Raw genomic sequence first — 23,469 nt, forward strand, 5'->3', positions numbered from 1 at the left:
ATATCTTTTATCTAAAGCTATTTTTTTGTAGTTTAAATCAGCTATATTTACGGTAAATTAATAAAAAACGGAGGTATTAATGCAAACAACCGTTGGTAAAAAGTTGAAAAGCAACATCAATTAAAATGACTCTAACTAAAAAAAGTAAATTTAACATTATAGCTATACTTCTTTTGCTATTATGTTTCCAACATATAAATTCCCAAATAACTTTAAACAATAATGTTGGAACAACACTAATTAAGACCGATATGTTCTCCTGCAAGGAAGAAGAAACTTGGGGTAAAGTCTTTAAACTATCTGATTTTGGCATAACACCAAATGAACAATTTGTTATAAAGTCTGGACAAATTGGAATTGCACAATCAGATATTGGTTCAGAACTATATTTTTCAGTTTATGTTGTTGATGAACGGTTTCCTGATATCTATAATTCGTACTTCGAAAAGCCTTTACTTGGATCTAGTGGTACCGTGGCTACCAAAGCTATTATTGGTAATCCAGAAATTGTGCAAGTAGATTTTTATCAGCCTATTATTGTTCCGGCTGGCGTTGAAAAAATATTAGTGGTTGTAGGCAAAATAAGTAATTATATAAATTATTTAACACCTGAAGTTTTTGTGGCTGGAACGATAGATGATCGTGGAGAATCATGGTATAAAGGTTGCAATGAAAACCAACTTTTAGAACCAACAACAGATTTGAATATCCCTGTACCTAATGCTAATTTTTACATAACAGTAACGGGTGAAACTCTCAACCCTAATAGTTTGGACTCAGTAACTCGATTATCTCATAACGTTTGTGATGATTTAGTAAAAACAGATATGTATGGTTGTTATGGACAAACTTTTTATTGGGCTAGAGATTTTTACTTGAAAGATTTTGGGATATCTCCCAAAGAGGAATATACAATAACTTCAGGTCAGGTCGCGGTTAATGGTGCTGATTGGGGAGCTACGGTAAAATTTAATATTTACAAAATCGATGCTAATTTCCCAGTTTCTTTTTCAGAAACAGATCTTATTGGTAGTAGTCAAGTAATCAACCTTCCTCCAACTTTAAGTAGAGAGTCTCAAATAAAACAAATAGATTTTAATACAGCGGTAAAAGTTCCAGCTGGTGTTGAAAGAATATTAGTAGAAGTAGAAAAAGGTAGCAATCCCGATTTAGGAGGTGGATCAACCGTTGCTTTTGTTGCTGGATCTGTACAAGACACAGGTGTTTCTTGGTTTAGAGGATGTAACCGCTCACCTAATATTGGATATAATCAATACTTTTCTACTGATGATGATGGAATTTTAGATGCCAATTTCTATATAAATGTAACTGGAAATGTAAAAAACGTATCTAATAACTTCGAAATGAATTTTTCTAATATCTGCTCTGAATTTTTAAAAGAATTTAGTGTTGATGATGCATCAAAAGTAGCTTCAATTGTATGGAATTTTGGAGATATTGCCTCTGGAGTAAATAATTTATCTACAGATCTATCTCCTTTTCACGATTTTTCAATTGATGGAAAATTCACAGTAACAGCCACCGTAACTGGAAAAGATGGTACAGTGGAAGTTTTAACCGAAATAATAGATGTTAAAGAACCACCAAAAGCCTACGGAATCACTAATGTATCAGCATGCGAAAGCGTAGCAGGTTCAGGTATTTCAAAATCTTTTGATCTTTCTATGGTTACCGAACAGGTTTTAGGCGGACAAACGGATAAAGAGATAACTTTTATAGATGGAAAAGGAAATAAATACAAATCATTACCAAATCCTTTTACCAACACTGTTAAAGATAGAGAATCAATAACAGTGCGGGTTAGTCAAAGAAACAATCTTTGCTGCTATTCAGAAACTACTTTTGATTTAATCGTAAATCCAATACCTAATATAGCCGCAATATCTGACTTGGTTGTATGTGATAATGATACCGATGGGTTTGGACAATTTAACTTAAAGCCTATAGAAACTTTGATTATTGGCAGTACAGCGAATAAAAAAGTAGAATTTTATCATCAAAATGGACAGAAAATTATAGCTTCATTAAATGCAATTTCTAATCTAGTTATAAATCAAGAAATGATAACAGTTAAAGTTATAAATACTGATAGTAACTGTTTTACTGAATCAACTTTCAATTTAATTGTTAGTAATTTGCCTAAAGCGAATCCTTTACAAGAGATTATTGGTTGTGATGATAACAATGATGGAATCTCAGAATATTTTGACACATCAAATGTGGCATCTGATGTTTTGGGAAATCAAATAGGAATGCTGCTAAATTACTACGATAGTAATGGAAATCAACTTCCAAATCCTTTACCAAATCCTTATACAAACTCGATCCCAAGTAGAGAGACAATCACTGTTAGAGTTACTAACCCTCGAACAAATTGTTATACAGAAACATTATTACGTTTAGTAACATCTATTAAACCAATAATTAATCAACCAAAAACGATATATGCTTGTAATCAAGGTGACGGGTTTTCTCTTTTTGATACTTCAGATATTGAAAATCAAATAATTACTAACAAATCTGCTTATATAATTACATATAAAGACGAAAATGGAAATATACTTCCTAGTCCTCTACCTTTAAATTATCAAAATACAATTGCTTGGTCCCAAAGAATTAATGTAAGAGTCGAAAATCGATCTAATCCTCTATGTTTTTCTGAAACAAGTTTTCAATTAATTGTAAATGAGTTACCTGAAATTAATTTAAAAAAAGAATATAATTTATGCGATTTAGAAACTTCTTTAAAAATCGCAACTAATCTGTCTTTCGATACTTGGGAATGGAAATATGAGGATAATACAATTGTTTCTAAATCTTTTGAAGTGAATTTAGTAATGGCTGGAAAATACACATTACGAGTTTCGAAAATAAGTAATGGATTAAGTTGCGAAAACTCATTTTCTTTTACTTTGGTTCGATCAACTTTACCCAAAATTGTCGAGGTTAAAATTCAAGATATTTCGCAAAACAATTTTATTGAAATTACGACCTCCGGTGATGGTGATTTTGAATATTCTCTTGACGGAATTAACTACCAAAAGAACAATACCTTTAGCAACCTTTCAGGAGGAATCTATGAGGTTCAAGTAAGAGATAAAAAAGGTTGTGGTTTTGATAAAAAAGAGATTATTTTAATAGATTACCCCAAATTTTTTACTCCTAATGATGATGGGTATAATGATTACTGGCATATCCAAGGGATAGAAAAGTTTCCAGAATCAATTACATATATATATGATCGCTACGGGAAATTTGTGAAGAAATTAACCTTTAAGGATTTTGGATGGGATGGTACTTTAAATGGAGAACAAGTATTTTCATCAGATTATTGGTTTACGGTTGAAATGGGAAACGGAAGAAATTTTAAGGGTCATTTTTCCCTAAAAAGATAAAACAATGTTTTTACAAACTTGAAAAATGGAACGTCGACAATTAATGAGTCAAAAAGATTTCTCAAAATTGATAATTGGATTTCTCCAATTAAATTTTCCCGAGTTTACGAGGACTATTAAATATCAAGATGATGATTCATTTGATTGTTATTTGAAAAGTGAATCCGGAATATTTTCAATTTGGATTGCAACATATAATTCTGAAATTACAATTGGAATTGAAGACCCAAAAGGAGAAACCAGTATTCATTCACATATAAATTGTGACCAAGTTGAGGATTTTAGTTCCTGTACTGTGGAAGTCAAATCATATATAGAAAATATCAAAACTGACAAATTGATCCTATATCAAGATAAAGAAGGGAAATATGATTGGATAGAATCATCGATGTTTGAAGATATAAATGGTAGCAAAAAGTTTTATTGGAGAGAATAATAATAACATATTACCAAAATTAGATAAATGAAAAGTTATGCTACAAATTTAAACCAATCTCATAAATCTAATCAAAGTAATTATTCCAGTCTCTAATTTACAGCAACTAGCTACAAAAAAATCCCGTCGCGGTTACCGGACGGGATTTTAAAATTCTTATTGCATTGGTTTAGCTTTTACTCCACTCTGCAATACTATCTTTATTCATTTTTACGTAATCTTGGTTTTTGGCTACTTCTGCCGCTGCTAATGATACTTTTGCAGTTTCAATAGCACCTTTTTTATCACCTAATTTCGCTTGAATTAACGATTTTAGTCTGTTATACCAAAATGGTTTTTCTTTCGTCATGTCTAATGCTTTGTTCACATATTCTAACGCTTTGTTCGCATCGCCATTAGATTGAAACAAAAACTGAGAAGCAGAAAAATAATCTCCTGCCGCTGGACCTGCCAATACTTTATTGATGTTAGCTGTTGCTTTTTGTTGCGTTGGTACTTCGAATTTTACTGCTGCATATGAGTTTTCCCAGTACATTTCAAGAAATGCAAAATTGTTGTCGATATTGCTCAAACCAATTGTAAAAGTCTCTACTTTTTTGTTTAAAGTCTCTGGTTTTACTGTAGTTCTCAAAGCAACATTTTCTTCTTTCCACTCTGCTGGATTTCCCCAGTTGTCTGTTGTTTTGTAAAAAATCACTTCCCAGCTTTCGATTTTTGGAACAGTAAACAAAGAGTAAGTCCCTTTTTTCAACGTTTGACCATCGATAACTACATCGTCACCAAAAGAAACAGTTGTATTTTCATTTGCTCCCGTTCTCCAAACTTTTCCAAACGGAATTAAGTTTCCAAAAACGACGCGACCTCTAGCGCTTGGTCTAGAATACACAATCTCTACATCAGTTAAACCTACTGATTGTGATAAAGTTGCTTTCGGACTTGATTGTGGTGTTTTCAATTGTGCCTCAGCACTTAAACCGCTAACAATTAAAGCTAGCGCAAGGATTATTTTTTTCATTGTTTTTTAATTTTTTTGTTGCCCAAATTTACAAATTCAAGACCCGTCAAATGTTAAAAATTTCTTAATTTCAAGTCTATTTGCTGAACGGTTTCAAAACTCAACTCTTCAAAATCTTGGACAATGACATCGGCCAAAGCCAAGTCTTGTGCTTCAGAATGCAAACTGTTGTACCCAATACAAAGTAATCCGGCCGCCTTTGCAGCTTTCACGCCATTGGTACTATCTTCAATAACAATACAATTTTCTTTTGGAGAAATTGACAAACTAGCAGCATGCTCAAAAATAGCTGGATGTGGTTTTGACTTGGGGAAATCCTCGCCGCTAACTACATGAGTAAAATAATCATGCAGTTTAAACCGACTAAAAACGCGCTCGATCGTTACTTTTGAAGCTGAAGAAGCCAAAATCAATTGCATTCCATTTGCAAACAAATCTTTGATTAATTTTTCTACTCCGGGCAACAATTCTAAATCACTTTTGGTATCGAAGGCATCATTAAAAATGGTACGCTTGCGCTGAATCAAATCTTCAACTTCTTGGTCAATTACAAAAAGTTCTTTTAATTTTTGAAACGTATTACGCGTTGAAAATCCTGTAAATGAAGTATACATTTCTTCGGTTACAGCAATATTCAACTCCTCAAATTGTTTGAAATAAGCATAGCGGTGTACCGGCTCTGTATCAACGATTACGCCATCCATATCAAAAATTACGGTTTGTATCATTTTAAATTATGAGTTATGAATTGTGAATTATTAATTATGAATTAGTTATCACTGAAGAAATAAGAAAGTCAATCCTATTTTTTAATCAAATAACGAATCACCGTTTCAGCAGCGTACAACCCAAACAAACCTGGCATATAGCTGTTAGTTCCGTAAAACGATTTTTTAAAATTAGAGCCGTCGGTCATTCTTAAACTAGATTCGTCTTGAATTTCAGAAGAAAAAACTACTTTTAATTTGTCTATTTTGGCCTCTTTAAGGCGTCTGCGAATGGTTTTGGCAAAAAAACAATTTACGGTATTGGTGATGTCAGTAACCTTTACTTTCGATGCTTCCATTTTTCCACCTGCGCCCATGCTGCTAATAATTTTAACTCTTTTGCGTTTGGCAGCGATAATCAAGTTTAGTTTTGGAGTTACACTATCAATGCAATCTAAAACATAATCAAAATCAGGAGTAACAATTTCAAAAGCACGCTCTGGCGACAAAAATTCTTGCACTCGCGTTAGTTGTAATTCGGGGTTGATGTCTTGCAAACGGTCTCCTACAACTGTAATTTTTGGTTGTCCTACTGTAGAGTGTAAAGCTGGTAATTGCCTGTTGATATTAGTAATATCTACCACATCACCATCAACAATTGTCATTTTACCCACGCCTGCCCTAGCTAAAAATTCAGCAGCAAATGAGCCTACGCCGCCCAATCCTACCACGAGTACGTTTGCATTTTGTAAATTAGTCAGACCTTCTTTTTTAAATAAAAGTTCTGCTCTCTCTGTCCATTCTGCCATTCTATTCTGTTTTAAGTTGAAAAGTTTTTGAAATTGAAAATTATATTTTTGGTCCAAAAACGGTATTTAAATTCGTTTGTATTTGTGTTTGTATGGCTGCAACTGTTGTGTTTTTATAACGTGCAGCGAGTTCGTAAACAGCCTCAATTCCTTCTTCGACGGTGTCCGTTTCTAGGAAAAAACGATTGTTGGGGATACTTGCAAAAACCTCTTCCAATCCGGGGTTGCGCAGTAAACATTTCCCAAATGAGATGTAAAAGCCATTGTCAAGCAGTTGCCGTGCTACCGCTTTATTTTTTGAAAAACCATGTATGATCAAAGGAACGGTAATTTGCAGCTTTTTTTTGATGGAAACAACTTCTTGAAACGCTGCTACACAATGAATAATGATTGGCTTGTTGTACTCTTGAGCTAGCAGCAATTGGGTTTCAAAAACTTGCTGTTGCAAGGGTAATGGAATTTCGATGCGTTTATCAAGTCCGCACTCACCTACTGCCCAACAATTGGGTTGGCTCATACTTTTTTGAATTATATCATAATCAGCAGCAAGACGCGTTTCATTAATGTTCCAAGGATGAATGCCAATTGAGTACTGCGGTATGGCGCCATTCATTTCCTGCGGATATTGATTGACCAGCTCTACAACACGCTCTTGCTTGCTCCATTGGTGTGTATGTGCATTAAAAAACTCCATTAATCGTGAATTTTTTTAACGCCAGCCGTAATCGAAACATCCAAATCATTTTCTAAAGGCACTATTGGGCAAGAATATTTTGAATTATAGGCACAATACGGATTGTAAGCCGTGTTAAAATCAATCGCTATTTTTTTCCCTTTTGGAATCTTTAAATCAACATAACGACCGCCAATGTAGGTTTCACGACCCGATGTACGATCAGAAAAAGGTAAAAAGAAATAGTCTTTATATTTTGCTTGTTTAGCGAGTTCCAAATTGCGGTATACGTTTAGCTTTAGTTTTTTACCTTCCAATTCAAAATGCAACTCTCCATACTTGACATACAAAGGCTGTCTGCTTGTGGTGGTTTTCATAGCAAAAGGAACTGCATTTTGTGTTTTTACCAAAGTCGCAATTACAAAAAAAGAAGCATTGGCCGGAAAAAAATCAAGCGATTTGAACTTAGCTCGATCCTCTGTTGTAAGCGGACTCGTGGCGGCATCAGCAAATTCGGTATTCATTTTTTTTTGAAACTGAGCTACAGCTGTCGCCTGATACGACTTTTGAGCGAATGCAAAAGTACACGTCCAAAAAAACAGAAAAGTGAAAAGTGTTTTCAATGGTTTGATTTTGATGCAAAAATAGTGTAAAAGTTAGAATACCGCAACGAAAAGTAACTAGTAGAAATGACTACCGAAGACCAAAACCCTAGCCCAGATAGCAGCGGAAATCCTTTTATTTTTTTCTTTAAAAAAATAAAAGATTATAGCGAATAGCTGGAAAAAGCTCCTGAAAAACATCGTAAATTTGCAACTCACAATTCTAGGCTATGCTGCAAACTGCTTTTACACGCTACATCAATAATTTTAGAGGATTTACCAGAGAAGTTTGGATTTTGACGCTAATTACCTTCATCAACAGGGCCGGCACGATGGTTTTACCGTTTTTATCAAAATATTTAAAAGAGGATTTACAATTTTCATACGAACAAGTGGGCTGGATTATGGTCGCTTTTGGCTTTGGTTCGATGTTAGGTTCTTGGTTGGGCGGAAAATTATCAGACAAAATTGGTTTTTACAAAATCATGGTTTTCAGCTTATTTACCAGCGGATTGTTGCTATTTGCGGTGCAGTACGTGCGTACGTTTTGGGGATTGTGCTTGAGTATGTTTTGCATTATGACGGTTGCGGATATGTTTAGACCCGCCATGTTTGTATCGCTCGCCACCTACGCAAAGCCCGAAAACCGCACTAGAGCGCTCACTTTAGTACGATTGGCCGTAAATTTAGGGTTCACAGCAGGACCAGCGCTGGGTGGATTAATCATTATGAATTTGGGCTACAGCGGACTTTTTTGGGTTGATGGTAGCTCTTGTATTATCTCGATTTTGATTTTTTGGTTGCTAGTGAAAGAGCGCAAAAAACCAGCAGATTTGGAAACAGATCAGGCCGAAACTGATTTGCCAACTTCAGTTTTCAAGGATCAAATTTTTTGGATATTTCTATTTGTGTGTTTTGTCACCGCAGTACTATTTTTTCAACTTTTCACCACTTTACCGCTGTACCACAACGAAAAATTTGGCCTGACCGAGTTTCAAAGTGGTTTGTTACTGTCTTTAAACGGCTTGCTCATTTTCTTTCTCGAAATGCCAATTGTAAGCTACAGTCAGCGTAAAAACATTGACAAACTCAAAATTATTTTGTGGGGTTCCTTACTTATGGCGCTTAGTTTTTATGTGTTATTAATTCATTTTTGGGCCGGAATTCTAGTTGTAAGCATCCTATTTATCACTTTTGGCGAAATGTTTATTTTTCCATTTTCCAACTCTTTTGCCTTGAGTCGCGCTCCGAAAGGTCATGAAGGACGATACATGGCACTGTTTACCATGAGTTTTAGTTTGGCGCACATTGCGAGTTCTAAAACGGGACTCGAAATTATTGCCTCGTATGGTTATCAAGCCAATTGGTTTTTTATGGGCACATTGGGCATTTTGGCCGTTGCAGGTTGCGTTTGGGTGCAAAAAATGGTTCAACAGGAAAAGGCAAGTGTAAAATAATATCATTTTAAAAATTGGGGCGTGCCCCCATTAAAGCAAAGGGGCTACTCATAATTGTTTTGAGTAGCCCCTTTGCTGTAATGGCGTCGGGCTATCTGCACCGCTGCGGCGGTTTGCTCCTATCCCTCACGCGAACCCGTTTCCAGAAACCTAATTACATTTATAAAAACGTTTTCAATTTCAAAACACTAAGAAAAAACAAGTATTCGATTAAATAACAAGCTCTTAACTACAAAAAACATCAAAAACTAAAAATTTAGTTAAATAACTATAAAAATAGTTTGCAAACTAGAAATATAGTTATACATTTGAAACAAATAAAAACATCATGCAAAAACTTACTAACAAAGAAGAAGAAATCATGCACATTGTCTGGAAACTACAAAAAGCTTTCGTGAAAGACATTATGAATGAAATTACCGAAGACCAACCACATTACAATACATTATCAACCATAGTTCGTAATCTTGAAGAAAAAGGATATGTATCGCACAACGCCTATGGTAATTCGCATCAATATTTCCCAACAGTGAGCCTCGAAGAATACCGCAAGCGTTTTATGCATACCGCAATTGATACGTTTTTTAACAGCTCGTATAAAAATATGGTTTCCCATTTTGCACAAGAAGAAAAAATTTCGGCAGCTGAGTTGCGTGAAATTTTAAATATGATTGAGCAACAAGAACAAAACAGCTAGTCGTTTACCAACTATTTCCTAAAACCAAAATAAAAATGGAACCACTTCAACTCTACTTCATTAAATCCAGCAGCCTACTTGCATTGTTTTTTGCAGTGTATTACGTGTTACTCCGCAAAGAGACGTTTTTTACTGGAAATCGATGGTTTTTATTACTAGGTTTAGTGACTTCGGCCGTATTTCCGTTGTTTACTTACACGGAAATTATTTGGGTAGATCCCAATCCAAACCCTATTGATTGGTCAAATCTTCCGGTGAGCAGCTACAAACCCGAAGCTACTACCACAATTAATTGGTGGCTTATGGCTAGTATTTGCTATGGTTTGGGAGTGTTATATTTATCAGGAAAGTTTGTTTTAGACATATACAAACTTCAGCAAATGCTTAAAGGGCAAATTTCAGAAACAATAAACGGTTTCACTTTTGTAAATACAACTGAAAACACAGCGCCTTTCTCCTTTTTTAAAACAATAGTGTACAATTCATCACTGTACAGCGCTAATGAACTCAATAATATAATTGATCACGAAAAAGTTCACAGCGCCCAATACCACTCGTCTGACGTATTATTGAGTCGTATTTTTTGTATTATTTTTTGGTTTAATCCGGTTGTGTGGCTTTACAAAAAAGCGATGGTACAAAATTTAGAATTCATTGCTGACCAACAAGCTATCAAAAAAATAGCTAACAAAAAAGAATACCAATTCACACTTTTAAAATTTACAACACACCAAAATTGTGTTGCGCTTACCAATCCTTTTTATCAATCATTAATCAAAAAACGAATCGTTATGTTAAACAAAAATCAATCAAAAAAATGGAATTCTTGGAAATACGCCACCGTTGTTCCTGCCTTAGTCGCCTTTTTTACACTATTTCAAATTGAAGTAGTTGCACAAGAAAAAACAAGTACAACAACAAGTTCTAGCACAAAAAGTCAGAACCCTAATACTCTTGCCGTATCAGATACTGTGAAAAAAGGTAAAACAAGCGAGGTGATTTCAAAAAATCTTCCTGAAATTACAGACGAAAACACCAGTATTTTTATTAATGGAAAAAAAGTAACAAAAAAAGAATTGGACAGCACAAACCCGAACGACATTGCAACTGTCAATATTGAAAAAAATAATGATAAATCTGTTATTAAAATTTTCACTAAGGAAAACTCAAACACAATTGGTAACGGAAACATATTTTCGTCGAATGAATTAAGTCTAGACCGCATTGATCCAAATAATCTGTCCGTCGTTAAAAAAGAAAACAACGTAACTGTTGTTAAACAGATTAGAACTGAAAAAAATGGCATCCCTGAAGATACTGAGGTATACGTAAATGACAAACGTGTGAGTGCCTTAGAAGCTGAAAGTTTACTTCCTAGCACAATCACTAGCGTAAATGTTACTAAAGACGAACAAGGAAAAAGAAATTCTATCCGAATTATTACCAAAAATTACATCGGCGAACATGGAAGCGTAATAGAACGCCCTCAGCCACCAGTGCCTCCAGTAGCGCCGAAGTTTAATTTCACAACACCGAAAGCGCCTATTTTTCCAGCTGCACCTAAAGCACCATCAGGAGTTCGTAACTATAAAAACGAAAAAGAATGGGCTGATTTTGATAAAAAAATGAAAACCTTTGATAAAAAAATGGAAGCCATGGAACCACAAATGAAAGCTTTTGAAAAAAAAATGGAGGAATTTGAAAAACAAATGAAACCATTTAATGAGGAAATGGAAGAATTCGAAAAGAAAATGAAGGATTTCGAAAAAGCAATGGAAGCCTTTGAAGCAAAACAAAGCAAGAATAATTAATTGATGTTCAAAGACAGTCTCAATCCAAGACTGTCTTTTTTTATACCTTTGCCTCAAAAAAATAACAGATGTACAAAGTTTTAGCTCAAATCAATAAAATAGTGTTACCAAGTCTCACCAAAGGTGGAACAGACATCTCTAAAGCCAAAAAATGGCAACTTGCTCTATTAGCCTACCGTTATTATGTAACTTCGCGTGCGTTGCGCTAATATGTTAACACCGCAAAAGTGTCGTAGTTTTTAATTTTATCGCGACCATTTAAAAAGGACAACTCCATTAAAAAATTGCACTGCACCACCACTCCACCTAAACGTTCTACTAATTCACATACGGCTGCTGCAGTCCCACCAGTAGCTAAAACATCATCATGAATAAGTACGCGGTCGCCTTTTTTGATAGCATCAATGTGAATTTCTAACGAATCGGTGCCATATTCAAGTGCATACGTAGCCGAAATTGTTTCATAAGGCAACTTTTTAGGCTTTCGAACTGGAACAAAACCCACATTTAATTGTTGAGCCAGCAACGTTCCGAAAAAGAAACCTCTGCTTTCAACACCAATTACGGTTGTTATTTGGAAATCTTTTACAGCATTGACTAGTTCTTCAAGGCATTTTTGTGTTGCCTGAGGATCTAAAAGCAGCGGAGTGATATCTTTAAACACAATTTCTTTTTTAGGAAAACCCTGAATATCACGGATGTAATTTTTTAAGTTCATTTTTTTTTATTTTTTTACATTTTTACGCTTGCAAATTACACATTTATGCCTATATTTGCACCCGCAAGCAAGACAAATAGTCGCTTTGCAAAAAGGGCCTCGTGGCGCAACTGAATAGCGCACTTGATTACGGCTCAAGAGGTTACTGGTTTGAATCCAGTCGAGGTCACAAAACCCCAGCATTTGTTGGGGTTTTTTTTATATTTATACTTTTTGAAACCTCTATTTTTACTTTGTTAGTATCTAAAATATAAATAGTAAACCTTATAAAATCACTCTCTTTCCTTTTCTAAGAAACCAGATAAATAGTTTTACAATCTAGAACTCTACTTGTATTCAACACTAGATGTTTTAAAATAAAAAAGAAAACATTATGTAAGCAATACTATATTTTGTTGTAATTTTGTATGACAAAGCAATCATTAATACTTAATTAATAACATTATGAATGATAAACCATACATATATTGGGTAGCAATGAGTGATTTGGCTTTATCGCAAACGATCGGAGCATTTGTAAAACACCATCGCTTGTCTCAAAATAAAACACAAGAGGAAATCGCGCAAGCTGCCAACATCAGCCGCTCTACACTGAGTTTATTAGAAAAAGGCGGAGCAGTAACGCTACCAACACTTTTGCAAGTGCTTCGTGTTTTAGATTTATTATATGTCCTGAATTCATTTACAATTCAAGAACAAATAAGTCCGTTGCAACTTGCCAAGCAAGAAAAACAAAAAAGACAACGCGCCAGAAATAACAATACAGATAACTCCTCAAATTCTGCTTGGTAATGATAACAACTGCTTTTGTCAAAATTTGGGGAACCACCGTAGGAGCGATTGCGTGGAATGCAACAACCGGCTTGGCTAGTTTTGAATACGATCCGAAATTTGTTGCTACTAAAACCGATTTGGCTCCATTGAAAATGCCAATTAATAACGCTAGCAACCGCATTTTTTCGTTTCCAGAATTACAACAAATCAAAACTTTCAAAGGATTACCTGGCTTATTAGCCGACGTTTTGCCCGATGATTACGGAAACCAATTAATCAATAGTTGGCTAGCACAAAATGGCCGTCCTGAAAACAGTATGAATCCTGTGGAGCTCTTGTGTTTTATAGGCTCTCGAGGTATGGGCGCTTTAGAATTTGAGCCATCGCAACTACAACCTACTAAAAGAGCTTTTGATATAGAAATTGATAGTTTGATTCAGATTTCTCAAAAAATGCTTTCTCGTAGAGATGAATTTGAAACGAATTTAACTCAAGACGAACAAAAAGCCATGCTCGATATTCTTAAAATAGGAACTTCGGCAGGTGGCGCACGCCCAAAAGCGATCATTGCCTACAATGCAAAAACAGGACAAGTAAAATCAGGTCAAACCAATGCTCCTAGTGGTTTTGATCATTGGTTAATCAAACTCGATACGGTGAGCGATGTACAATTTGGCGAAAGCACAGGCTACGGCCGTATTGAACTAGCGTACTATTATATGGCTAAAGCTTGTGGAATTGACATGATGGAGTCGCGTTTACTTGAAGAAAATAATCGAGCGCATTTTATGACCAAGCGCTTTGATCGTGATGGAGGCCAACAAAAGCATCACATTCAGACCTTGTGCGCCATGCAGCATTACGATTTTAATCAAATAAGCAGTTTTAGCTACGAGCAACTTTTTCAAACCATGCGTTTGTTGCGCCTGCCCTATCCGCAAGCCGAGCAATTATTTCGCAGAATGGTTTTTAATGTGATTGCTAGAAATTGCGACGATCATACAAAAAATTTTGCTTTTCGACTTCAAAAAGGTGGTGCTTGGGAACTTGCTCCCGCGTACGATGTTTGCTTTGCGTACCGCCCAGACAGCGAATGGGTGAGCCAACACAACTTAAGCATTAACGGCAAAAGAAAAAATTTTCAAAGAGAAGATCTTTTACTAGTTGCTAAATCAATGAACATCAAAAAAGCAACTAATATTATAGACCAAATTCAATTGAAAGTTGCTAATTGGTACACTTTTGCCGATCAAGCTCAAGTAGATCCTGCATTCAAAGAGCGCATTGGCAGCTACCACTTGAAGCTGTAAATTACATAAAATGATAAGTCGCACTCAATTGTCCTTGCCATCTTGAATTCAAATTATCAACCAACCACGGTTTACCTTGTGGATTTTTAAATTGAAAAACAGGCTGTTGATTTTCGATACGCACAAAATCAAGTAAGGCATAACCCGAGTTATTGATATTAGGAACGTATACTTGAGTTCCCCAATTTTTAGAAATTAAATTCGCGACATTAAAAACATCCAATCCAAATTCGAGTTTGTTTTTAAAGAGTTTTGTTTCAAAAATAACCTTCAAATCAACCTGATGATTCCAAGGCGTGCGCGCCGCATTGCGACTGGCATAACTACCACGATTTTTACGCAAGTAGTCATTTTGATTAATGTACGCATCCAACTGTAACCATTGGTCTGCAGCCGAAACTACCACTTGATTGCTACTATTTACTATGTTTTGCAATCTAATTTCAGATTGGTCTCTAGGAATATAAAGGATATCATTTTTAGCCGATCCATCACGGTTTACGTCACCTTCGTAGACAAAACTAAACGGACTTCCTGATCTTCCGTTGTACAAAAGCCCAAATTTTAAAGTTCTTGATTTGATTGGAAGGTCATAAAAATGATAAGAAACTATTTTGTGACGCAAGTCAAAATTAGATGCTGTAAGTTCAGGAGCATTCGCAACCAAAGCCTGATTCCATTCAAAATTAGCCGCATGTGAGTTGCGGTTGGTACTCGAAATATCTTTACTTACGCCATAGGTATATCCTAAAAATCCATTGTAGCGTTCCTCTGTTTTGGTCAAGCCAAAAGTAAGATTGTATCGGTATCCTTGTGAAGTATTGGTTAACAAAAATACGTTGGTAAAGTTCGGATTGATCTTTATGCTTTCTGCCGATGTGTTGTAGTACGGACGATTGTCTGCTCCTGCAAAATTACTTTTTTGATCTTCTTTACGGTTGATGGATTGAAACAATAAACCATCTAAAGTCTTGGTGTAGGTAGCCTCAAAATTTAGAGCAAAATTATTTTTTAAAGCTACATCAAGAGATATATTCGATTTCCAGTCTCTTGGTAAATTAAAATTGTTGTCTATCAAATTTACTTCAGTTAATCTTCTGCTTTGTAAGGGTGCTAATTGACTCAAATCTTCATTTAAATCTAGGCTTCCCGTTGGTCGGTAATCGATATTAAAATATTTGGTTCCCGAGATATAGTATTCATAGGCGTACCAAACAAAAGGCATTCGCCCTGTAAAAAGTCCTGTTCCTCCTTTTAAATTGTACTTTCCAGCCGAATCAATTGTATAATTAAAATTAAAGCGAGGATTGATTATTGGCCTGCTATTAATCTTGTTTTGATAGCCAGCAAATTCAGGTGTGTTTTTGATATCATCTGACACTGGAAACGGTGTTGGTGTATTTTGCCAGTCTAATCTAAATCCAGCAAGAATCGAAAACTTTTTTGAAAGTCTGATTTCATCTTGAACATAAGCGCTTGACAAAAGCACCGAATAATCAGCCGATGGCGTTCTTTTATTCAACTCAAAATCGTTGTTCTCGATATTGTACACACCTCGAACTCGACTTGGTTGATCATTTAAAAAATTAGCAACAGAATTGTATTGCCATCTTCCGTTAAAGGCAGTTAAAAAACGATATTCAATAGCATTGATTTCTGTTGACGCACCTGCTGTGAATTTATGATTTTTCACATAATAGGTTACATTATCGGTTAATTGAATGGTGTTTAAAGTTAATCCATAAACAGATGCCTCGCGATACGTTCCCGCAAAAATAGTGTTGGCAGTATTGTCTATAATTTCAATATGTGGGAATACGCGTCCGGAATAAGTTCGATCATCATTTACAGTAGATAACGAAACGGTCAACTTATTAGACAAAGCATTTGAAAATTTACTTTTTAATTCTGCTACAATACTATTTGTGGTCGAGTTATGACGGTAACCTTGATTGGTGAAATTGTAAACTGTGGGTGTCCATTCAAGATTATCAGCAAAACCAGTAACAAAATTATTGCGAAGTGTGAGCTTGTGATTATCTGAAATATTATAATCCAAACGCAGAAAGAGCTTGGTGTTTTTTCGTTCTATTTGCGCATCAAGTGCTGTTCCTGGATCGTAATTGTATTTCGTTTTTAATCGGTCAGCAATTTGAGCAACGGTTTCCGGAGCTATATTTGAAGTGGCGCTTCCTGGCGCATTTAGCACTGTTTCATTGCGGTCACCAACTTCGGCATTAAAAAAGTAAAACAATTTGTTTTTGATTAGTTTACCACCCAAACTTACACCGTAGGTATAATCAGTAAAAACGGCATTTTCTTGTCGAATTCCATTGGCATGTGAACCAATTAAATTTTTATTTTTTATAAAAGTATAAACTGAACCTTCAGTATTATTGGATCCACTTTTGGTGACTGCATTAATACTAGCACCGGTAAAATTACCAAAAGTTACATCAAAAGGAGCTGTTTTTACAGACAAAGCACTAATGGCGCCGAATCCAATTGGTTGTGTACCTGCTAAACCGCCTGGAGTTCCTGACGCAGTTGATCCCGCAGCACCGCTAGCCGGTTCTTGAAAACCAAGAACATCATTTGTTGAGCTACCATCAATAGATAAATTATTGAATCGGTAATTAGCTCCACCAAAAGAATTTAAATTAGCCTCTGGTAATAATCGTGTAGCATCCTGAATACTTCTGTTTGCGCTAGGCAGACTCGTTATCACCTCAATTTTTAATCTTTTTTCATTATTTTTTTTAGAGCCAGAATTAGAAACTACCGTAACTTCTTGAAGCTGTTGGGCATTTGCAATCAATTGCAAATCTCTTTTGGTGGCTTTTCCCAATAAAATTTGAACCGATTCTATTATTAACGCTTCGTAGCCATCGAGTACAATTTTAACCTGATAATCAGCTGCTGGCGGCAATTGATTGAACTCGTAATATCCATCACCTTGTGATAGCGTACTGTATTGAATTCCAGTACTTTTTTGCAGCACCGTAACGGCTACCGCTGGTAAAAAATTTCCTTGTGAATCAGTAATATTTCCTTTTAAAATCCCTGTAGTTTCTTGAGCACAAAGCATTAAAGAACAGCACAATAGTAAAAAAGTACAAATGTTTTTCATGTAGCGTAATTTATATTTCTGAAATATACGTAACTGCTAACAAGAAAGTTGTATCTTTCAATCGTACTTTAACGATTAATATTTAAAACAAAAATCACAACTAATTGATAAACAACATATAAAACAACCAAAAAAAAAATTAAAAATTAGATTTTATTCATCTAATAAATACGATTAATATGAAAGACAACAATACTTTTCACGCTTTAGAATTGGAATTATCACAAATGGCAAAATGTTTGTCTCACCCAGCACGAATTCAAATCATAACAATTTTATCCAAACATAAAGACCGTACTTGTAAAGAATTGGTAGCAGAATTACCCCTTTCACAATCAACTGTATCAAAACATTTGAATGACTTGTTAGAAGAAAAACTAATTTGTAGAAAATTTAGCGGAACTCAATCGCTTTATACTTTGGAATGGAACAAATTGGAACGTGTTTTTACCATTTTTGATCGATTGAATAAAAGAACAATGATCAATCGACCGAAAAGAAATTGTTGTTAATGTAATGTTTGGTTATGATTGGTCAGATTTGAAATAGCTAAAAACATTTATCACAAATGTAGACGAACTGTAAAATAAAAAAGCCAAAGGAACGAAATAGCTTTTTGTAGACTACTTGCTTATTTGGCTTTTCTGTTAGGTTCAACAAATTATTTAATTTCAACGATAATAAATTCGCTTCTTCTGTTTTGTTGGTGTTCCGCTTCGGTGCAAACTACATTATCCGCACATTTATTAAGAAGTTGCGATTCACCATAGCCATAAGCTTTTAATCTGGTAGCGTCTACACCATATTTTATCAACCAGTTTTTGGTTGAGTCGGCACGTCTTTTAGATAAATTAAAATTATAGGCATCAGAAAGTCTACTATCCGTATGTGATCTAATTTCAATTTTGATACCAGGATTAGCCAATAAAAAATCTAATATCTTAGAAAGTTCGATTTCAGCATCCATACGAATATCTGCTTTATTGAAGTCAAAATAAATAGGATTAATTTTAAAAACCTTTGCTAAATCATCTCCAAGTCCCACTCTTTGAATACTTTCTTCAAGTACTACAGGCAAAAATGTTTCACCAGATTGATCGCCCGTATTGGTAGGGATTTCTTCGACATGATAATTTTTTTTAGATAACTGTAAATAATATTTTTGGGAACAGTCGACTACACCAAAATTAAATTTACCATCAGCATCGGTCATCAATGAGCGTAGGTTTTTATAATTATCATCATACAATACAATTTGCACACCCTCGATTGCTTTTTTGGTATTGCTATCTGTTACTATGCCTGCCAAAGTTTGCTCGCAAGCGGTCTGCAAAGGTTTAATTTCTTTGATGCGATAAATATCATCGCCACCTACTCCGCCGTCTCGGTTAGATGTAACAAATCCTAGTTTAGTAGCTGTATTTATAATGAAACCAAAATCATCTTTTGAGCTATTTAATGGGGCACCTACATTTATTACCTCATCGTAAACCCCTTCTTTTTTACCTTTAGCTACGAAAACATCTAATCCACCAAGTCCTGGATGCCCATCAGAGGCGAAATACAATTCGTTTTCATTTGAAATAAAAGGAAAAGTTTCTCGGCCTTCGGTATTAATTTTATTGCCCAAATTTTCGGGAGTTCCTAAAGAACCATCAAAGCCTATTGCTACCTTAAAAATATCCGATTGCCCAATGGTTCCGGGCATATTTGAGGCAAAATAGAGTGTTTTTTCATCAGTGCTTAGGACGGGATGCGCTGCACTGTATTGATCGCTATTGAAGGGCAGCTCAACAATATTTTTCCACTGCCCATCAATCAGTTCGGCTTTATAAATTTTCAATAAAATGGTTGCATTCTCATCATTTCCTATTTTTCCGTTAACAAAATTGTTACGAGTAAAATATACTGTTTTACCATTTTTGGTAAATACAGGTGTAGACTCATGGTATTTAGTATTTAAATTCCCTTCTAAAATTTTGGCTGAAGCCAATGTCCCATCGGCATTTTTATTTGATAAATAAAGATTGGTATACCCCTCGCCTGTCCAAGGATCCATTTTATCCGATTTTGAACTAACATCTCTTCCAGTAGCAAAAACTACCTTATCTTGGTAAAATGCAGTTCCATAATCTGAATATTTACTGTTAATTCCTGCATTAGTGATATCAAATCTGCCAGAATTACTTTTTATTACAGCTAAATAATCTTTTTGGTTTAAAGCTAATTTGGCTCTACCATCACTGCTGTTTTGTTTTTTAAACTTTTCCATCATTTCATCTGCCTTGGCATACTCCGTAATTGCTTTAAGAGATTGTGCGTATCGGTAGTACAATTCAGCTGAGACTGTATTTTGTCCCAAATCAAAAAATGCTTTATAATATTTAGCTGCACTCTCAAAATCGGCGTTAAAATAACAGCTGTTTGCTAATTTTAATACTAGATCAGGCGATTTTAATCCTTTCTCGTACAAGCGTTCGTAGGTCTTTTTAGCATCTACAAAAGCATAATTTTCGTAGTCAGTAGCTGCTTTTTTTTCGGTGTTTTGCGCAGAGCTAATAACGGTATAACCAAAGACAAAGAGTGTAAAAAGTATATGTTGTTTAGGATAGTTTTTCATCTTAAAAAAATCTTGGTGTTATTGTTCTTCTCTTGATTTTAGGTAGTTCATAGCGTAAAAAAAGTTCATGTGAACCTGAATTATAATTGTTCAATTTGGTGGTTTCAAAATCATAACTGTAACCTATAAACCAATTTTTGTTTACTTGAAAACCTGTCATTGCTGTTGCTGCTGCGTCTACACGATAGGCTAATCCTAATGTGAATTTTTCAGAGAACAAAACATTAGCAGAGAGGTCAACTTGCAAAGGCGCTCCTGCAACCACTTTTGTTAAGAAACTAGGTTTTAGTTTTATATTCGAACTCAAATCAAAAACATATCCTCCTATAAAATAATAATGTAAACGATCAATTTCAATACCGCTAGTATTATCATCAAAATGTTTGGTTGCTAAAAAGTAAGGCACGGAAGCTCCTAAGTACATTTTTTCAGAGAAAAAAAACAATCCTGCTCCCACATTTGGTGAAAATTCATTGTCGATATTGTTTTGAAAAATTGGATTATTGACATTATAACGATTCAATTTTGTATAATCCACATTCAATAAATCAACAGAACCTTTGATCCCAAATGATAAATCAAACTCCTCAGAAATCATTATCGTATAAGACAGATCAACAGCAATATTACTTTGATTTCCTGCACCAATTTTATCATTTACCAAAGATAATCCGTAACCCAATTTTGAGTTTTCAATTGGCGAATTTATTGAGGCTGCATAAGTTGTAGGTGCCCCTTCTAGGCCCATCCATTGCGTACGATGCAATCCGAATATGCTTAGAGCACCTCTATTACCCGCATAAGCAGGATTGATGTTAATAGTATTGTACATGTAGTGCGTATATTGTGAGTCTTGCTGTGCAAATGAAGCACTACAAATAAAAATAAGCAGGATAAATGTATATATTTTTTTCATAGTTTTTGTTTTAGAAAAGTAAGCAATGCGCAAATTGAACAGTAGTGAAACTTTAATCGTTTTCTAAATGTAAATAGCCTGTTTTTTCTATTTTTTCACCTGCAAAATTGGTGTAATCAATTACATAAAAATAAGTTCCTGTCGGCAATCCTGAGGATTGTTGTATGGTTACTCTACCTTCTGACATTCCTCTAAAAGCCTTATTTGTATTATTGTAGCCTGCTAGATCAAAAACTTTTACCCCCCAACGATCAAATATTTGCACCGTATTATTCGGATAGCACTCAATTCCTTTGATATATAAAATACGCTCAAAATCGTCACCCGTATTTGGCGATACTGCATTGAAAACCTCAACAGCACAATCATTTATAGGCAACTCAGTAATCGTACATGTTAAACATGTAGGACTTACTGGACATGTAACACAAGGCGTTGGATCTGATGATGTAGCTGTTACTGTCATTCCTTTCGGGTTTGTGGAAGTTACTGTTGCCAAATTGTAAACTACACCTGCACTTATGTCACTTTGTGTAATGAGATATGAAGCTGAGAAATTAGTACTATTTATTGCATTTACTGCCAGAGTTGGAATTGCTTGCCCAACAACAATAACATTAGGATCAGAAATCATCACATTGCTCAAAGTTGTTTGTCCCGTATTTTGAACAGTGAATGTATAATTTATTCGATCTCCAATATTTACAATTCCATCATTGTTTGAATCTATATAAACACCTTCTTTTAAAAGGCTAATACTTGAAACAGAATTTAAAATTGTCGTGGTTGGAGTGTCATTAGTAATTGAAGTTCCTGAGGTGTCTTGAACAAGGACATTTTGTGGTGTACGCCCCGCAGCTAATGCTGAATTTACTACTTGGCCTGCATCAATATCTCCTTGCGTAATTGTATAGCTTTGAGTTAAAGTACCACTAGTGTTTGGTGCTAATGTACTCGGGCTAACCGCTACATTTGTCATTCCTAATTTTGCATCAGTAACAACAGTATTGATTAAATTAGTATTTCCTGTGTTGGTGATGGTGAAAGTATAGGTAATTGTGTCGCCAACCTTTGCAGCAGCAGCATTTCCAATATAAACTGCCGTTTTCACTAAAGCTAGGCTTGATATGCTTGGCGCAGAAGGAAGTGTCGTAACTGTTGGCGAATCATTTGTAGTAGTTGTACCTGAAATATCAGAGACTGTAGCATTTGAAGGATCTTTAGCGCTTCCTACTGCCGAATTCGTAACCGTTCCCGCATCGATATCGGCTTGGGTTATTGTGTAGTTTTGTGTTAAAGTACCGCTGGTATTTGGTGCCAAAGTACTTGGACTTACCGCTACATTGGTCAATCCCAATTTAGCATCAGTAACAACTGCATTGGTTAGAGTTGTATTACCTGTGTTGGTTATGGTAAATGTATAAGTAATCGTATCTCCTACTTGAGCAGCTGTGGCATTGCCATTATAAACGGACGTTTTTACTAATGCTACGCTTGATGTACTTGGCGCAGATGGGACTGTAGTTACTGTTGGTGTATCATTCGTAGTTGTTGTTCCTGAAATATCAGAGACTGTCGTATTTGATGAATCCGTAGCGCTTCCTACTGCCGAATTCGTAACGCTTCCCGCAGCGATATCAGCTTGGGTAATCGTGTAGTTTTGTGTTAAAGTGCCGCTTGCGCTTGGTGCCAAAGTACTCGGGCTAACCGCTAAATTGGTCATACCTAATTTAGTATCCGTTACAACGGCATTGCTTAAAGTTGTATTGCCTGTGTTGGTTATAGTAAATGTATAAGTAATCGTATCTCCCACTTGAGCAGTTGTCGCATTGCCATTGTAAACGGCAGTTTTCACTAAAGCTACGCTTGAAGTTTTTGGAAGATTGGTTACCGTTGCTGTATCGTTCGTAGTTGTTGCTCCCGATGTATCTGAAACTGTTACATTTGATGGATCAGTGGCGCTTCCTACTGCCGAATTCGTAACGCTTCCCGCATTTATATCGGCTTGGGTAATCGTGTAGTTCTGCGTTAAGGTTCCGCTTGCATTTGGTGCCAAAGTGCTTGGACTTACCACTACGTTGTTCATTCCTAATTTAACATCGGTAACAACTGCATTGCTTAAAGTCGTATTACCTGTGTTGGTGATGGTGAAGGTATACGTAATGGTATCGCCAATTTGAGCGGCAGTGGCGTTGCCATTGTAAACAGCTGTTTTTACTAAAGCAACACTTGATGTTTTTGGAACTGTCGTAACTGTCGGCGAATCATTCGTAGTTGTGGTTCCCGAAGTATCAGAAACAATCACATTTGATGGATCAGTGGCGCTTCCTATTGCCGAATTGGTAACACTTCCCGCATTAATATCGGCTTGGGTAATC

The 23,469-nt window shown here is 35.4% G+C and carries 19 protein-coding genes and 1 tRNA gene; 10 read left to right on the forward strand and 10 right to left on the reverse strand.

Annotation, left to right across the window (positions count from 1 at the left end):
* The first annotated feature begins 125 nt into the window (after positions 1–125).
* Both L1S34_RS08700 and L1S34_RS08705 read left to right on the forward strand, forming a co-directional pair.
* The gene (locus L1S34_RS08700) at positions 126–3,416 is read left to right on the forward strand and encodes a T9SS type B sorting domain-containing protein (protein ID WP_236363682.1); all 3,291 of its coding nucleotides are present in this window, start codon (positions 126–128) and stop codon (positions 3,414–3,416) included.
* Positions 3,417–3,441: 25 nt separating this feature from the next.
* A complete protein-coding gene (locus L1S34_RS08705) occupies positions 3,442–3,852 on the forward strand; it encodes a hypothetical protein (protein ID WP_236363683.1) in 411 nt (136 codons plus the stop codon).
* A 169-nt stretch (positions 3,853–4,021) separates the two neighbouring features.
* Here L1S34_RS08705 and L1S34_RS08710 read toward each other — a convergent pair whose 3' ends face one another.
* The 5 genes from L1S34_RS08710 to L1S34_RS08730 all read right to left on the reverse strand — a co-directional run bounded on the left by L1S34_RS08710 (position 4,022) and on the right by L1S34_RS08730 (position 7,580).
* Positions 4,022–4,867, reverse strand: a complete 846-nt coding sequence (locus tag L1S34_RS08710; protein WP_166134167.1) for a DUF2911 domain-containing protein — start codon at positions 4,865–4,867, stop codon at positions 4,022–4,024.
* Between the two features lie 53 nt (positions 4,868–4,920).
* Entirely contained in the window at positions 4,921–5,595 is a 675-nt protein-coding gene (locus L1S34_RS08715) for an HAD family hydrolase (protein ID WP_236363684.1), read from the reverse strand.
* Between the two features lie 74 nt (positions 5,596–5,669).
* Positions 5,670–6,383: a tRNA threonylcarbamoyladenosine dehydratase gene (locus L1S34_RS08720; RefSeq protein WP_236363685.1), complete on the reverse strand. Its 714-nt coding sequence runs from the start codon at positions 6,381–6,383 to the stop codon at positions 5,670–5,672.
* A gap of 40 nt (positions 6,384–6,423) precedes the next feature.
* Entirely contained in the window at positions 6,424–7,077 is a 654-nt protein-coding gene (locus tag L1S34_RS08725; RefSeq protein WP_236363686.1) for a TatD family hydrolase, read from the reverse strand.
* Positions 7,077–7,580 carry a DUF1684 domain-containing protein gene (locus L1S34_RS08730; protein WP_370637596.1) on the reverse strand — a complete coding sequence of 168 codons (504 nt, stop codon included), beginning with the start codon at positions 7,578–7,580 and terminating at the stop codon, positions 7,077–7,079. Before L1S34_RS08730 ends, L1S34_RS08725 begins: the two co-directional genes overlap by 1 nt.
* 308 nt (positions 7,581–7,888) lie before the next feature.
* Here L1S34_RS08730 and L1S34_RS08735 point away from each other — a divergent pair, with 308 nt between their 5' ends.
* The 4 genes from L1S34_RS08735 to L1S34_RS08750 all read left to right on the forward strand — a co-directional run bounded on the left by L1S34_RS08735 (position 7,889) and on the right by L1S34_RS08750 (position 11,832).
* A complete protein-coding gene (locus L1S34_RS08735; protein WP_236363688.1) occupies positions 7,889–9,115 on the forward strand; it encodes an MDR family MFS transporter in 1,227 nt (408 codons plus the stop codon).
* A gap of 328 nt (positions 9,116–9,443) precedes the next feature.
* On the forward strand, positions 9,444–9,812 hold the full coding sequence (locus L1S34_RS08740) for a BlaI/MecI/CopY family transcriptional regulator (protein ID WP_236363689.1): 369 nt from the start codon (positions 9,444–9,446) through the stop codon (positions 9,810–9,812).
* A gap of 35 nt (positions 9,813–9,847) precedes the next feature.
* Positions 9,848–11,623 (forward strand): M56 family metallopeptidase, encoded by a 1,776-nt coding sequence (locus L1S34_RS08745; RefSeq protein WP_236363690.1) that lies wholly within the window; start codon positions 9,848–9,850, stop codon positions 11,621–11,623.
* A gap of 68 nt (positions 11,624–11,691) precedes the next feature.
* Positions 11,692–11,832 (forward strand): SsrA-binding protein, encoded by a 141-nt coding sequence (locus L1S34_RS08750; RefSeq protein ID WP_236363691.1) that lies wholly within the window; start codon positions 11,692–11,694, stop codon positions 11,830–11,832.
* Here L1S34_RS08750 and L1S34_RS08755 read toward each other — a convergent pair.
* A complete protein-coding gene (locus tag L1S34_RS08755; RefSeq protein WP_236363692.1) occupies positions 11,829–12,341 on the reverse strand; it encodes an adenine phosphoribosyltransferase in 513 nt (170 codons plus the stop codon). The two genes, L1S34_RS08750 and L1S34_RS08755, sit on opposite strands and share 4 nt — an antisense overlap.
* Before the next feature lie 95 nt (positions 12,342–12,436).
* Here L1S34_RS08755 and L1S34_RS08760 point away from each other — a divergent pair.
* From L1S34_RS08760 to L1S34_RS08770, 3 genes are all read left to right on the forward strand, one after another.
* A tRNA-Arg gene (locus L1S34_RS08760) sits at positions 12,437–12,510 on the forward strand.
* Between the two features lie 275 nt (positions 12,511–12,785).
* Positions 12,786–13,133: a helix-turn-helix domain-containing protein gene (locus tag L1S34_RS08765; protein WP_236363693.1), complete on the forward strand. Its 348-nt coding sequence runs from the start codon at positions 12,786–12,788 to the stop codon at positions 13,131–13,133.
* Complete coding sequence (locus tag L1S34_RS08770; protein ID WP_236363694.1) at positions 13,133–14,425, forward strand: type II toxin-antitoxin system HipA family toxin; 1,293 nt, start codon at positions 13,133–13,135, stop codon at positions 14,423–14,425. Before L1S34_RS08765 ends, L1S34_RS08770 begins: the two co-directional genes overlap by 1 nt.
* A 1-nt stretch (position 14,426) precedes the next feature.
* On the opposite strand, the gene L1S34_RS08775 is transcribed toward L1S34_RS08770, so the two are convergent.
* The gene (locus L1S34_RS08775; RefSeq protein WP_236363695.1) at positions 14,427–17,555 is read right to left on the reverse strand and encodes a TonB-dependent receptor; all 3,129 of its coding nucleotides are present in this window, start codon (positions 17,553–17,555) and stop codon (positions 14,427–14,429) included.
* Positions 17,556–17,734: 179 nt separating this feature from the next.
* Between L1S34_RS08775 and L1S34_RS08780 the strand changes: the two genes are divergently transcribed.
* Positions 17,735–18,067 carry an ArsR/SmtB family transcription factor gene (locus L1S34_RS08780; protein WP_166133953.1) on the forward strand — a complete coding sequence of 111 codons (333 nt, stop codon included), beginning with the start codon at positions 17,735–17,737 and terminating at the stop codon, positions 18,065–18,067.
* A gap of 149 nt (positions 18,068–18,216) precedes the next feature.
* Here the strand turns inward: L1S34_RS08780 and L1S34_RS08785 are convergent, their stop codons facing one another.
* The 3 genes from L1S34_RS08785 to L1S34_RS08795 all read right to left on the reverse strand — a co-directional run.
* A complete protein-coding gene (locus tag L1S34_RS08785) occupies positions 18,217–20,175 on the reverse strand; it encodes an OmpA family protein (RefSeq protein ID WP_236363696.1) in 1,959 nt (652 codons plus the stop codon).
* 1 nt (position 20,176) lies between these two features.
* A complete protein-coding gene (locus L1S34_RS08790; RefSeq protein WP_236363697.1) occupies positions 20,177–21,091 on the reverse strand; it encodes a PorP/SprF family type IX secretion system membrane protein in 915 nt (304 codons plus the stop codon).
* 52 nt (positions 21,092–21,143) lie between these two features.
* A partial coding sequence (locus L1S34_RS08795) for a gliding motility-associated C-terminal domain-containing protein (protein WP_236363698.1) occupies positions 21,144–23,469 on the reverse strand: 2,326 nt, incomplete at its 5' end.

The sequence above is a fragment of the Flavobacterium sp. K77 genome (assembly GCF_021608205.1).
Lineage (GTDB): Bacteria > Bacteroidota > Bacteroidia > Flavobacteriales > Flavobacteriaceae > Flavobacterium > Flavobacterium turcicum.

Coding starts and splice junctions, on each gene's coding strand:
- L1S34_RS08700 (WP_236363682.1), top strand. CDS start 126: ATGACTCTAACTAAAAAAAGTAAATTTAACATTATAGCTATACTTCTT.
- L1S34_RS08705 (WP_236363683.1), top strand. CDS start 3,442: ATGGAACGTCGACAATTAATGAGTCAAAAAGATTTCTCAAAATTGATA.
- L1S34_RS08710 (WP_166134167.1), bottom strand. CDS start 4,867: ATGAAAAAAATAATCCTTGCGCTAGCTTTAATTGTTAGCGGTTTAAGT.
- L1S34_RS08715 (WP_236363684.1), bottom strand. CDS start 5,595: ATGATACAAACCGTAATTTTTGATATGGATGGCGTAATCGTTGATACA.
- L1S34_RS08720 (WP_236363685.1), bottom strand. CDS start 6,383: ATGGCAGAATGGACAGAGAGAGCAGAACTTTTATTTAAAAAAGAAGGT.
- L1S34_RS08725 (WP_236363686.1), bottom strand. CDS start 7,077: ATGGAGTTTTTTAATGCACATACACACCAATGGAGCAAGCAAGAGCGT.
- L1S34_RS08730 (WP_370637596.1), bottom strand. CDS start 7,580: ATGAATACCGAATTTGCTGATGCCGCCACGAGTCCGCTTACAACAGAG.
- L1S34_RS08735 (WP_236363688.1), top strand. CDS start 7,889: ATGCTGCAAACTGCTTTTACACGCTACATCAATAATTTTAGAGGATTT.
- L1S34_RS08740 (WP_236363689.1), top strand. CDS start 9,444: ATGCAAAAACTTACTAACAAAGAAGAAGAAATCATGCACATTGTCTGG.
- L1S34_RS08745 (WP_236363690.1), top strand. CDS start 9,848: ATGGAACCACTTCAACTCTACTTCATTAAATCCAGCAGCCTACTTGCA.
- L1S34_RS08750 (WP_236363691.1), top strand. CDS start 11,692: ATGTACAAAGTTTTAGCTCAAATCAATAAAATAGTGTTACCAAGTCTC.
- L1S34_RS08755 (WP_236363692.1), bottom strand. CDS start 12,341: ATGAACTTAAAAAATTACATCCGTGATATTCAGGGTTTTCCTAAAAAA.
- L1S34_RS08765 (WP_236363693.1), top strand. CDS start 12,786: ATGAATGATAAACCATACATATATTGGGTAGCAATGAGTGATTTGGCT.
- L1S34_RS08770 (WP_236363694.1), top strand. CDS start 13,133: ATGATAACAACTGCTTTTGTCAAAATTTGGGGAACCACCGTAGGAGCG.
- L1S34_RS08775 (WP_236363695.1), bottom strand. CDS start 17,555: ATGAAAAACATTTGTACTTTTTTACTATTGTGCTGTTCTTTAATGCTT.
- L1S34_RS08780 (WP_166133953.1), top strand. CDS start 17,735: ATGAAAGACAACAATACTTTTCACGCTTTAGAATTGGAATTATCACAA.
- L1S34_RS08785 (WP_236363696.1), bottom strand. CDS start 20,175: ATGAAAAACTATCCTAAACAACATATACTTTTTACACTCTTTGTCTTT.
- L1S34_RS08790 (WP_236363697.1), bottom strand. CDS start 21,091: ATGAAAAAAATATATACATTTATCCTGCTTATTTTTATTTGTAGTGCT.